The sequence below is a fragment of the Paludibacter sp. genome (genome assembly GCF_009712605.1).
Taxonomy (GTDB): domain Bacteria; phylum Bacteroidota; class Bacteroidia; order Bacteroidales; family Paludibacteraceae; genus Microbacter.
Map to the genome: position 1 here is coordinate 273,121 of NZ_WASO01000015.1, position 12,987 is coordinate 286,107.

The 12,987-nt window shown below is 44.8% G+C and carries 7 protein-coding genes; 4 read left to right on the forward strand and 3 right to left on the reverse strand.

The genetic code is table 11. The annotated features are described in order from the left end of the window. The first annotated feature begins 6 nt into the window (after positions 1–6). The 4 genes from F8N35_RS13605 (at position 7) to F8N35_RS13620 (ending at position 10,555) form a co-directional block, all read left to right on the forward strand. A complete protein-coding gene (locus tag F8N35_RS13605; protein WP_293054087.1) occupies positions 7–2,829 on the forward strand; it encodes a TIM-barrel domain-containing protein in 2,823 nt (940 codons plus the stop codon). Positions 2,830–2,876: 47 nt separating this feature from the next. Then, positions 2,877–5,084, forward strand: coding sequence for a glycoside hydrolase family 3 C-terminal domain-containing protein (locus F8N35_RS13610; protein WP_293054090.1), 2,208 nt, complete (start codon positions 2,877–2,879; stop codon positions 5,082–5,084). A 351-nt stretch (positions 5,085–5,435) separates the two neighbouring features. Next, positions 5,436–9,272: a glycoside hydrolase family 3 C-terminal domain-containing protein gene (locus tag F8N35_RS13615; protein WP_293054093.1), complete on the forward strand. Its 3,837-nt coding sequence runs from the start codon at positions 5,436–5,438 to the stop codon at positions 9,270–9,272. A 332-nt stretch (positions 9,273–9,604) separates the two neighbouring features. Continuing rightward, positions 9,605–10,555, forward strand: coding sequence for a hypothetical protein (locus F8N35_RS13620; RefSeq protein ID WP_293054095.1), 951 nt, complete (start codon positions 9,605–9,607; stop codon positions 10,553–10,555). A 156-nt stretch (positions 10,556–10,711) separates the two neighbouring features. Here the strand turns inward: F8N35_RS13620 and F8N35_RS13625 are convergent, their stop codons facing one another. The 3 genes from F8N35_RS13625 to F8N35_RS13635 all read right to left on the reverse strand — a co-directional run bounded on the left by F8N35_RS13625 (position 10,712) and on the right by F8N35_RS13635 (position 12,765). After that, entirely contained in the window at positions 10,712–11,116 is a 405-nt protein-coding gene (locus F8N35_RS13625) for a transposase (protein WP_293054580.1), read from the reverse strand. A 525-nt stretch (positions 11,117–11,641) separates the two neighbouring features. Next, positions 11,642–12,124, reverse strand: a complete 483-nt coding sequence (locus F8N35_RS13630) for a hypothetical protein (protein WP_293054098.1) — start codon at positions 12,122–12,124, stop codon at positions 11,642–11,644. Positions 12,125–12,210: 86 nt separating this feature from the next. Beyond that, positions 12,211–12,765 (reverse strand): hypothetical protein, encoded by a 555-nt coding sequence (locus F8N35_RS13635; RefSeq protein WP_293054101.1) that lies wholly within the window; start codon positions 12,763–12,765, stop codon positions 12,211–12,213. Positions 12,766–12,987 lie beyond the last annotated feature (222 nt).

Consider the following 12,987-nt stretch of genomic DNA (forward strand, 5'->3'; position numbering starts at 1 on the left):
CATAGAATGAAACGAATTCCATTTCTCTTAATGCTTCTTTGTGTTGCCGGAAGCTTGTGTGCAACAGTTGCTGTACAAACATTGTCAAACGGTATGCGTGTGACGCCTAAAAACGGGGCTGCAAAAACAATCGAAATTTCAGTTATTAATAGCAGGATTATCCGTGTGCAAGCACTTCCTACAGTCGAGGTGCCTTCGGTAGCCAGTTTGTGTGTGGTGCCCAATGCGGCTACCAAAACTAATTTTCAGGTAGCCACAAACAGCAAATTTGCGTCGTTAACCACCGATGAACTTACAGTGAAAGTGGCATTGGCTACCGGCGAAGTGTCGTTTTTCGATAAATCGGGCAAAGTATTGTTGCAAGAGATGCCAAACGGCAAAAGTTTCAAGACTTTTACGGCTCAAAACGACCACGGCTATACCATGCAGCAAATTTTTAAAGGCACAGAGGGAGAAGCTATTTATGGTTTGGGACAACACCAGTCGGACGATTTCAATTACAAGAACAAAAGCGAAGACCTTTTTCAGTACAATACCAAGGTGTCGGTGCCATTTATTGTGTCAACGGCTAATTATGGAATTCTTTGGGATAACTACTCGCAAAGCAAATATGGCGATCCGCGCGATTATAAAGATCTGAATCAGTTTACACTTTTCGACAAAGAGGGTAACGAAGGCAACCTTACCGCTACCTATATTCAAAAAAGAAAACCATCTATTGTTCGCAAAGAGAATGCAATCGATTACGAAAACCTGAAAACGGTAAAGAAATTTCCCGTGGATTTTGATTTCAACGATGGATCAATAGTCTGGGAAGGCTCTATCGTTTCACCCATAACCGATACTTACAAATTCAGCCTTTATTATGCCGGTTACACCAAAGTTTGGATCAACGATTCGCTGGTTGTGCCTGAGCGTTGGAGAACGTCATGGAATCCAAATACTTTTCGATTTACCTACCATTTGGAAAAAGGAAAGCGCAATAAAATTAAATTGGAGTGGAAACCCGATGGCGGCGTTTCGTACATTGGATTGAAAGCATTGTCATCCAGCCCGATTGAGAAAAACGGAAATATCTCTTTCTGGTCCGAAATGGGCGATAAGATTGATTATTACTTCGTGGCAGGCAAAAATATGGACGATGTGATTGGCGGTTACCGTACCCTTACTGGCAAAGCCAGCATTATGCCTAAATGGGCGATGGGTTACTGGCAAAGCCGCGAGCGTTACAAAACGCAGGACGAACTGCTTGGTGTAATGTCGGAATACCGCAAACGTAATATTCCTATTGACAATATTGTGCTCGACTGGAATTACTGGCCTGAAAATGCCTGGGGAAGCCACAAATTCGATCTTGACCGTTTTCCCGATGCAAAAGGCATGGTGGATTCGTTGCACAAACAAAACGCTCATATCATGATTTCGGTATGGCCTAAATTTTATGTCACCACCGATCACTTCAAACAATTCCAGCAAAAAGGCTGGATGTACATGCAGGCAGCGAAAGACAGTATCCGCGACTGGGTTGGTCCGGGTTATGTAGGATCGTTCTACGATGCTTACAGTGCCGGTGCTCGTAAATTATTCTGGAATCAGATGAAAGATAACCTTTACGTCAAAGGTATTGATGCATGGTGGATGGACGCTTCGGAGCCCAATGTAAGAGATTGTACTGATATGACCTACCGCAAAATGCTTTGCGGACCAACGGCTTTGGGCTCTTCGTGGAAATATTTCAATGCGTATGCGCTGGAGAATGCCGACGCTATCTACAACGGACAACGCGAAGTGGACAACAATAAACGTGTGTTCCTGTTGACCCGTTCGGGTTTTGCCGGCTTGCAACGCTATTCTACGGCAACCTGGAGTGGCGATATTGCTACTCGTTGGGAAGATATGAAGGCGCAGATTTCTGCAGGACTGAACTTTGCCATGTCGGGCATTCCATTCTGGACAATGGATATTGGTGGTTTCTGTGTGGAGAAAAGATACGAGGAAGGTCAGCGCCTGTTCGATAAAACGGGACAAGAAAATGCCGACCTGAACGAATGGCGCGAATTGAACCTTCGTTGGTTTCAGTTTGGCTCGTTTGCTCCATTGTTCCGCAGCCACGGTCAATTCCCGCTTCGCGAAATATTCAATCTGGCTCCTGAAGGACATCCTGTGTATAAAAGCCTGGTTTATTACGACGAATTGCGTTATCGCCTGATGCCTTATATCTATTCGTTGGCCGGAATGGCTTATCACAAGGACTTCACCATTATGCGTTCGTTGGCAATGAGTTATACGTCCGACAAACAAACTTTTGGCGTAAGCGATCAGTTTATGTTCGGCCCCGGAATCATGGTTTGTCCGGTGTATAGCTACAAAGCCCGTACAAAAGAGGTGTATCTGCCCACAGGTACGCAATGGTTCGATTTTTATAGCAACAAGCAAGTAGCCGGTGGTCAGAAAATAAAAGCAGAAGCACCGCTTGAACGTATTCCATTGTTCGTTCCTGCCGGAACGATTTTGCCAATCGGTGATGTAATGCAGTATGCTTCTGAGAAAAAAGGTGAAGATATTGAAATTCGCGTCTATCAGGGTAAAGATGGTAAATTCAGCTTGTACGAAGACGAGGGCGAAAACTATAACTATGAAAAAGGTGCTTTTTCTACCATCAGCTTTGAATACAACGAAGCCAAACACCAATTGGTTATCGGCGATCGTCAGGGAAAATTTGCCGGAATGTTGCTCAACCGCACGTTCCGTATTATACCTGTCGGAGCTTCCAATTCGACAGCACAAGTGATTCATTATACAGGCAAAAAAGTTGAAATAAATTTATGATCCAAAGAAAAGTTATAGCAGTAATCGTAACAATCAAATAAATAATAATGTTGACTTTCAAAACAAAACTCCTTTCATCTCTTTTGTTGGGAATCGCTTTTACAACTTCTGCTCAAAACAGCACTCCGGTTTACCTGAACGTAAACAAACCGATAGAAGAGCGGGTCGAAAATGCCCTGTCTCTAATGACAACCGAAGAGAAAGTGGCTCTTTGTCATGCTCAATCGAAATTTAGTTCAAAAGGGGTTGCCCGTTTGGGAATACCTGATGTGTGGTCATCGGACGGTTCGCACGGAGTGAGCGACGAAAAATTGTGGGACGAATGGAGCAGCGCACAGTGGGCGAATGATTCGTGTACAGCCTTTCCAGCCCTGACGGCTCTGGCTGCCACATTTAATCCTGAGATGGCATCACTGTTCGGTAAATCTATAGGCGAAGAAGCACGTCATCGTGAGAAAACCATGCTGTTGGGGCCTGGCGTGAACATTTACCGCAGTCCGCTGAATGGTCGAAACTTTGAATACATGGGCGAAGATCCTTACTTGGCTTCTCGCATGGTAGTTCCTTATATTCAAGGTGTACAGTCCTGCGGTGTAGCGGCTTGTCTAAAGCATTTTGCTCTCAACAATCAGGAAATTAGCCGCGGTGAGATAAACGTCAACCTTAGCGACCGCGCCTTGCACGAAATTTATCTTCCCGCATTTAAGGCAGCCGTTCAGGAAGGAAAAGCGTGGTCGATTATGGGTGCGTACAACAAATTCCGTGGCGAACATTGTTGCCACAACGATTTACTGTTGAATAGAATCCTGAAACAGGATTGGAACTTTGACGGTGTGGTAGTAAGCGATTGGGGTGGCGTACACAATACCGACGAGGCTGTAAACAATGGTCTTGACATTGAAATGGGTACCTACACCAACGGACTGACAACACAGGGACATTTCCCATTCTCAAGTTATTATTTGGCCAATCCGTTTCTGAAAGGAATTAAGGACGGAAAATATGACATGGCTAAGCTTGATGATAAGGCTCGCAGAATCTTACGCCTGATTTTTCGCACCACCATGAGTGCCAATCGTCCGTTTGGTCGTTTCGTATCGCCCGAGCATAGCGCAGCTGCCCGGAAAATTGCGCAGGAAGCCATTGTCTTGTTGAAAAATGATAAAAACATGCTACCTATTCCGGTAGGAAAATACAAGAAAATTGCTGTTATTGGCGAAAATGCCAGTCGCAGTTTGGTGGTAGGTGGAGGATCTACGGCTCTGAAAGTGGCTTATGAGGTAACTCCTTTGCAGGGTATTATGAGTAAGTATGGCAAAGAACATGTGGTTTACAGCATGGGATATGCGTCAGGTCCTTCGCTTTACGGAGCAGAAGCACCTTCGAAACTGAATGCCGATTCGTTGCAAAAAGCGGCGATTGAAGTAGCAAAATCGGCTGATTTGGTGATTTATGTGGGCGGACTGAACAAAAATTACTATCAGGATTGCGAAAGTGGCGACCGTAAATCGCTCAGCCTGCCATTTGGCGAAGACAAACTGATAACCTCTATTGAGCAGGTAAACAAAAACGTGGTGGTTGTTTTCTCAAGTGGTAACGCTATTACTATGCCTTGGTTGGATAAAACACCAGCCGTGGTGTTGTCATGGTATTTGGGTTCCGAAGCCGGAAACGCATTGGTTGATGTGCTTTCGGGTGATGTAAATCCTTCGGGAAAATTGCCATTCTCGTTTCCAAAGAAGCTTACCGATATTGGCGCTCATGCCTTTGATAAAATGTGCTACCCGGGCGATAGTGTAAATGTATATTACAAAGAAGATATTCTGGTGGGTTACCGCTGGTTGGATACCAAAAAGATAGAACCGTTATTCCCGTTCGGGTTTGGGTTGAGTTACACTACTTTTGCTTATTCCAAACCGGCAGCAGACAAAACCGAAGTTGCTACTGATGGTATCCTAAAAGTGAGTTTTGTGCTTACAAACAGCGGAAAAGTTGATGGTGCGGAGTCTGCACAGCTTTATATAAGCAAACAGAAATCAGCCGTGACGCGTGCTGCTAAGGAGTTGAAAGCATTTAAGAAAGTATTCCTCAAAGCGGGCGAAAGCCAAACGGTAACGATGGCAGTGCCTGTGAGTAGTTTCGCCTATTATAACGAAGCGAAATACGGTTGGGAAGTAGAACCGGGTAACTATACGCTGTTGCTGGGCAGTTCGTCGCGCGACGTAAAAGGGAAAGTAGAGGTAACTGTAAAATGAAGATAATCTGGATAGAATGGTTCCTAATGGCAAATTTATTCGGTTTTAAATTACAAATGGGCTACGGGTAAACTAATATCTCTGTTATCGCTAATCTGCATCCGTCGGAGTGAGTGGTGGTACATGATGTCCGACTCTCAAATGCCCCTGGTTTGTACAACAATGCGTTTAAACTATGCGAAGCCAAAGTCGTCAAAGCTAAGTGACTTCGGCATTAACTGATTGTGCCGAATTTATCTGTTTGAAAAGACACAAACGTATTGTAGTAATACCGGCTATACCAAAGGTATTAACCACTTTGGTTTGGCAGAAGAGATGTAAACAATGTAACCGCTTCTTATTCAATTGTCCATGAAACACAAATTTATCGGAATTGCCTGCGCAATTCTCTGCGGACTCGCTTTTACGGCGTTCAAACCCGCGCCTCAAAAAACAAAAATTCCCATTTATCTGAACACGGCTTACTCGTTTGACGAACGGGCCGCCGATCTTGTCTCCCGGCTTACTCTGGAAGAAAAGGAGAGCCTTCTGGGTAACAATATGGCTGCCGTGCCACGACTCGGTATTCATGCATTCAATGTATGGAGTGAAGCGCTGCACGGGGTTTCGTTTGGATTTACAAACGGAGCGAATTCTCCCTGTTCGTTTTCCAACAGCGCTGCCCTCGGATCTGCATGGGATCCGAACCTGATGCAGCGGGAAGCCGCTGCTATTGCAGACGAAGCCCGGGCGCTGAATTCCCCCGTCATCACAGGACTTACCTACTATTCTCCCGTGGTAGAACCTATCCGCGACCCGCGGTGGGGACGGACCGGAGAGTCGTACGGTGAAGACCCATTCCTGGTGTCGCAAATCGCAAGCGGATTTATCAAAGGGATGATGGGCAACGATCCGACCTACCTGAAAACGGTTCCCTGTGGCAAACACTATTTTGCCAACAATAGCGAATTCAACCGACACGACGGTAACTCGGTGATGGACGGACGCGATATGCGTGAGTTCTACATATCGCCCTACAAGCAACTGATTGAACAGGACAAGTTGCCCTCCATCATGTCTTCGTACAATGCGGTGAACGGTGTGCCGACCTCTGCCAGTAAATTCTATCTCGACACCATTGCGCGACGCACTTACGGTCTGAAAGGTTATATCACCGGCGACTGCTCGGCGGTAGAAGAGATCTACTCCAGCCACCATTATGCCAAAACCCCGGAAGAGGCCGCTGCCATGGGTCTGAAAGCCGGAGTCGACATCGACTGCGGAAGCGTATATCAACGAAGCGCGATTAAAGCGTTGAATCAGGGACTTATCACAGTTGCAGATATAGACAAAGCGCTGGTAAATATTTTTGCTATCCGGATGCGCACCGGCGAGTTCGATCCTTCGGCAAAAGTTGCGTATAACCTTTATCCGAAAGAGTTGGTCGGTTCCAAAGCACACCTGGAGCTTGCCAAAGAGGTCGCAACCAGAACTCCCGTTCTGCTCAAAAACGACAACAGCACCAAAACAATCCAAAAGATACTGCCTCTCAACCCGGCGGAATTGAAGAAAATTGCACTGATCGGTCCGCAAGCCGACAAAGTGGAGCTCGGCCCCTATTCGGGCAGACCCGCCAAAGAGAACATGGTTTCTCCGTATGCCGGAATCAAGAAATACATTTCGGACAAAGGCCTTTCGACCGAAGTAATGCTCTCTTCGGGTGGCAATACGGCCAGCAAAAGCAACCTGCTTTACATCGCCGGTTTCGAGCTTCGGAAAGCCAACGGTACCGTTACTAAATACGATGCCACCAAATTCAGCTCATCGTCCAAAGGCATCACTACCGGTGCGGGCATGGGTACCGAATTTCAGGTACGCTCCATCGACGACGGTTCGTGGACTGCCTACGAAAATGTTGATCTGACAGAGGTCGATACGATCGGTATCAGCCTGAATGTTCTTACCGAAGGCGGAATTATTGAAGCACGGGTTGGTTCGCCGGAAGGAAATTTATTGACGACCCTGAATGCCACTGTTGCAGCCGGATTTAAAGCTGGCGGCCCTTACGGCGGAGGCAAACTGACCAAAGTAAAAGTAAATAAACTGGGATTGAACGGACTTCAGACACTCTACTTCGTTTACAAAGCTCCTGCCGATGCCAAAGTGGACGAACAAGCTATTGCCACCGCAGCTTCGGCCGATGCCGCTGTTGTGTTTGTAGGAACCGACGAAAACACAGCTACCGAAGAGGCCGACCGTCTCTCACTGGTACTACCCGGCAATCAGGTCGATCTGATCAAAGCGGTGGCTGCTGTCAATCCGAATACCATCGTGGTGATGCAAACGTTGGGATGTGTCGAAGTGGAAGAGTTCAAAAGCCTGCAAAATATCCCCGGCATCATCTGGGTGGGTTACAACGGACAGGTACAGGGCGCAGCTATTGCCGACATTCTTTTCGGCGATGCAAATCCGGGCGGTAAGCTGAATGGCACCTGGTATAAATCGGTGAAAGACCTGCCCGACATTACCGATTACACGCTCCTGGGAGGTAACGGTAAAAACGGACGTACCTTCTGGTATTTCAATAAGGATGTTTCGTACGAATTTGGTTACGGCCTCTCTTATACCACTTTCAAATACGATAACTTCAAAATCAGCAAAAACACCATTACACCGCACGATAAAATTACGGTGAGTGTAGATGTTACGAACACAGGCAACTGTGCCGGTGACGAAGTGGTACAGGTGTACATGCGGACTCCGGATAGTCCGGCTGTTTTGCAACGCCCCATCAAACGCCTGAAGGGTTTCCAACGGGTAACCATCCCCAGAGGGCAAACCAAAACGGTCAATATCGACATCGATTGCGCCGATCTCTGGTTTTGGGACATGAAGAACAACAAAATAACATTCGATCAGGGCAACTATCTGTTCGAGATCGGAGCTTCTTCAAAGGATATTAAAGGTACCGTGTCGGCCACGATGAACGGAACTTTCAAACCGGAACTGAAGGTAGTGGTTGCCGACTGCAACACCGTTGTACTGAAGAGCGGAGCCACCACACAAACCAGCGTAACTGCAGCCATGACCGACGACAGTTTCTACGACATTACCAAGACAAAAATTGTCTACTCCAGCAACAATCCTGCCGTTGCAACCGTCGACAGCAAGGGAGTGGTCACGGCCAAAGCTTCGGGCGTTGCCACCATTACCGCAGCAGTGACGGTAGATAACAAAACCGTAGAAGGCAACTATCCCATCAAAGTGGTGCCCGATCTGAATCCGGTTTCGATAACCGTCAATAAAAAAGTAGTGCCGGGCTTTAATGTTGCCACCACACAATACAGTTACCTACAAGGCAAGCCGTCGTCCAAAGCGCCGGTTGTTGTAGCTGTACCATCCGATCCTGATATTGCGGTTGAAACACAGCAGGCAAAAGGAGTTCCGGGAACGGCTACCGTATTGTTGACCGATTACAACACCTTTGATACCAAAGAGTACGCTGTCAATTTCGGCATCAAATCGGTAAGTGCTGAATTCGACAGCAACGCATTGGGCAAGCAGTGGCATTGGGTGCGTGAAAATGCCGCACAATGGAGCCTCTCGAAAAAAGCCGGTTCGTTGACCATCACAAGCGGCAAAGGAGACATTACCGAAGCAAGTAATAATGCAGAGAACATTCTGTTGCAAAGCGCCAACACCGACTGGACAATAGAGACAAAGCTCGTCTGTTCGCGGAAACCTTCGGGATTTTCTCAAAACGCCGGTTTGGTTGCTTACCAGGATGATAATAACTTTGTGAAATTAGTTTACAGAGCCGGTGGTGGCGGTCGCAGAGGCATGACGAGAGCCGGAGCAGGCGAACAACCGGGGTCGGTAGAGTTGTCCGTTGAGAGTAACGGAAGCCAGAAATCGGCGGTAACTCTCAGTATGGATGGAATTATACAAAACGACAATACGCTGATCCTGAAATTAGTAAAGAAAGGTGCCGTTTATACTGCATCCTGTTCTGCCGATGGGGTGAATTTCAAACCCGTTGGTTCGGCCGACATGGTGCTGAAAGATATTCAAAGCGGGGTAATGGTCTGCGATGGCGTTACATCCGGCCGCATGGGAGGCTTCCCCAGAATGCAGCAGGCTCCTCAACCGACCACGCCGTTTGAAGTTGCGTTCGACTATTTCCGAATCATAAATAACGGACTGAAATAGAAAAATATTCACCTTCAGCATCGGCTGTTCTAAAAAAGAGCCGATGCTGATATGATTATCGGATATATAGCTTGATTATGTTGCATATTGCCTGAAAGGCATTATTTTCATAACCGTATGCCAATGGCGTACGGTTTCAACAGCTCATGCTTTCGTGCCTGAATTGAAAATCGACGTAGTCAAAGGCACTACGTTGAGTTTTGTCCGACCTTTCAGGTCGTATAAATTGATGGTTTATTCACACAGGTCACAGACCTGTGGTTATGCAAATTGGGCTTTTCAAGCCATAAGACAAAATATTAGATACTCATTAACCCGACGATACGCTTATTATGACCCTACGAAACCTGTTTTTTATCGCCTGTAGTCTGTTTTTTGTTCATTGCACCGTCAGCGTAGCTGCAAACAACGCCGAACCTAGCCGACAAAAAGGATACAATGCTGCGGTAGCTTATGCCGACGGATTTGTGGTTGCCGGTACGGAAGGGAAAATAGACAGGCTCTCCAGATCGGGGGCAGTGGTTAAATCGGAAAAGTTTGCAGGAGTCGAATTCAACGCGCTGGTAGTACACGACCAGACGATTGTGGCTGCCGGAGAAATGGGAGCCCTGCTGATTTCGTCAAACAACGGCGAATTCAAACCGATTGACAGCGGGACGGATAAAACCATTCATTCCCTTGCCTTCTTCAGCGACAAAATAATTGGTGGAACGGATCAGGGCGAGATTGTCGCGGAAACAGGGAATGGTACATTCCATAAAATTCCGTTAGCGCTGAAGGGAAATATCGTCTCCTTGTCGGCCAATGTCTCGGAGTGTTATGGGGTGACCGATGCCGGAGAGATTATTCGCTCCAAAGACGGGATACAGTGGACCATAACCGATTTCAATACCCAGTATGCGGGCTATTACAAACCCTGTGTCTTTACGCGGGTGCTTGCGGTGGATGGCCGGATTGCCATCGCTGGGAAAAGAAACGACGGCTCGCCGGTATTGTTTTTTTCAACGCAGGGAAATGTGTGGACCGACCGTATACTGGATTACACCAATGACGAGCGGCAAATGAACAGTCCGACCGAAATACTCAACGACATTTACTACTACTATCCCGAAGATCTCTATTTCCTTGCCTGCAATAATGGAATAATGATGCAGATTCCCTCCTGTTCGCACTGCAACAAACTGATCCCGATCGGCACCGACGATCTGCGGTGCATGGCTTTCAATGGAAACGTATTGCTTTTTGCCGGATCGAACTACAGTATCAAAGCGGTCGATATGTGATGCATTTCATCCCGCCGGAATCGAAGATCAGCGAAGCTAACTTGTCCCGTCGGATTTGCAATCCGACGACGGCAAAGAGTATTAGGATTTGTAATCCGATGAAGCTTGAAGCATAGCAAATCGAAAGTCAGAGAAGCTCATCACAGTCCGATTGACTTATACCACCACCACTGGCAGCAATCCTTTTCCACCGGCGTAATCTATCGCCGAACTATACTGATATTCTTGAGGTAAGTTTACGATTTCTGCCTTTACGGGATTGTTGTGTATATACTCCATTTTTTGTTCGAAATAATCGTTTAAGAAAACCTCCTGGATGTCTGTGCCTTCCTGCCAGAATCTGAAATTCTTTATCTTTTTATCGTTGCGACCACTAAACTCAAATCTGTCAAGCATCCATTCTCTGCGGCTTTCTGTTACTTCGTGTTGTAAAGTGTCGATCAGTTTCTTACTGGTGTATTTTTTGAAGTCTCGCATGATGTCAGACACGGAGTTCTCTCCGATTATTCCAACCAGCAAATGCAGATGATTCGTCATTAATACCCACGCATATACCTCTATTCATTTGTTTTGTATGCAATAATTCAAAGATTCCAGTACAACATGCTTATATGCCGGACGGGTAAACAGATCAATCCAATCAACGACGGTTGTGGTAATAAAGTAAACTTGCCCGTTTATCCTATGTTGAATTTTCATAAACGTCTCTGTTGTATTTCTTTTTTGCGGGATCTCAGATCCCTATGCTCCATTCCGTCGTCGGATTGCAAATCCGACGGGACGGGATTTCGCTGTTGCTGATTTTCAATTGTAATTTGATGGGACAGAACCATTTTCCTGACGTCAGGAAAATGGTTTTCCGGTCTCGTCGCTTTCCAATTCCAAATTCAGGGACGTTAGTCCTGTAGTCTTGGTAGTAATGCAGAGATATTGAAACCGGAGGAGCGTAGCTCTGATGCCTTAGGGTAATGTCGTAGATGTCAGGACTACATCCCTCCGCTTTTGCGTTGTTCTTTTTTGCTACCAAGACGGCGGAGCTACGCCCCTCTCTAGAGGTAGTTAAATCCGACGGGACGGGAAATTTTATTATTTCCACCAAATATTCTGACTTTTATATTCCCAGTCAAAGGCTTTGTATAATAATAATTTGCCCTCAACGCCATGTCCGTTCTTAAATGGATCGTCTGCAAATTTCTGGAAATATTCATTGTGGATATACCACTTACCATCAATCTTTTTCATAAATGCAGTTTTATAAATTGTGTCTTGCCCAACAGAAAATTTATAAAATACAAGTGTCAAGTTTTTATCTGGTACAGAACTAGTTTCAGGGATAACAAGCGAGTTGAGTATCTCATCTTTATGTTTTGACCAAAAATAAGCTCTGTCATTTAATTGTACATTATCATATAAGTAGCAATCGTATTCAAGTTGTGATTTCAGAGTATTCGAAATGGTAGAAGATGCATATACTTTCTTAAATGAAAAGGTCCTGGAATTAGAAGTCGCACTATTGCGCGAGCAACCAATCACCAAAATAATTGAAAAGAAAAATAAGAGTTTTTTCATGAGAATAATAGTTTGTCAATGATAGTTGGATGTTGTATTTGTATTAAAAATCCGACGGGACGGGCAGGTATTGCTTGTACACAATGTTATGGTCTGTTTTCTTCCTTTTTGTCCATAGACTCCATTGATTTGTCAACACGTATTTCGTCTTCAATTGCCTCTTTTACTTTGGGTTTTACGTTTTTTAAACCATTCAGGTAGTCGAAAATGTAGAAGTAGAATTTTCTAAATTCTTCATCATCATCTAATAATTCGACTAATTCTTCGTCTTTAATGTAAACTTGAATCTCTTTTTTTAATATATTTCTTGCTATTTTTTTTATAAAATCATAGGCTAAATTTCCAACAATGCCACTTATAACAGAAGTCGCTATCAAATAATAAAGTTCATTAACTGGCTCTAATGCAAACCTAATGTAGATGTCTTCATCATTTTCATAGACAGATTCATAGATTTCTCTATATTGATACCCAAAATAAACGGAATTGAATGATACTTTTAAAAGGCTTTCTAATTCTGCATATTTAATTGAAAAGTCACAATGGGGACATTTAAATACTTTTTCTTCATTGTTAAATTTCGAGACTGTTTGACAACGAATGCAAATGTCAAATTGTCTATTTTGTGGATAATGATTCATTATTAATAAATTATATTGTATTCACTTTTTAACTTTCCGCTAACGTTTTGTTTACGAATCTTCGTTAATTTTCGACTTATCTTGCTGTGTAAATGCAAATTGTGTTTAGTGGTATTTTTTGGATCAAATATAAGATAATCAATATGATATGGTGATATATTAGATGCTTGTTTCTTTGAATACACGCAATAAGTGTCTGCTTGTAAATATAAAAACTTTTTT

Excerpts from the sequence above, each read along its gene's own strand:
- F8N35_RS13635 (WP_293054101.1), bottom strand. The coding sequence starts at position 12,765 with ATGAATCATTATCCACAAAATAGACAATTTGACATTTGCATTCGTTGT.
- F8N35_RS13610 (WP_293054090.1), top strand. The coding sequence starts at position 2,877 with ATGTTGACTTTCAAAACAAAACTCCTTTCATCTCTTTTGTTGGGAATC.
- F8N35_RS13620 (WP_293054095.1), top strand. The coding sequence starts at position 9,605 with ATGACCCTACGAAACCTGTTTTTTATCGCCTGTAGTCTGTTTTTTGTT.
- F8N35_RS13605 (WP_293054087.1), top strand. The coding sequence starts at position 7 with ATGAAACGAATTCCATTTCTCTTAATGCTTCTTTGTGTTGCCGGAAGC.
- F8N35_RS13630 (WP_293054098.1), bottom strand. The coding sequence starts at position 12,124 with ATGAAAAAACTCTTATTTTTCTTTTCAATTATTTTGGTGATTGGTTGC.
- F8N35_RS13615 (WP_293054093.1), top strand. The coding sequence starts at position 5,436 with ATGAAACACAAATTTATCGGAATTGCCTGCGCAATTCTCTGCGGACTC.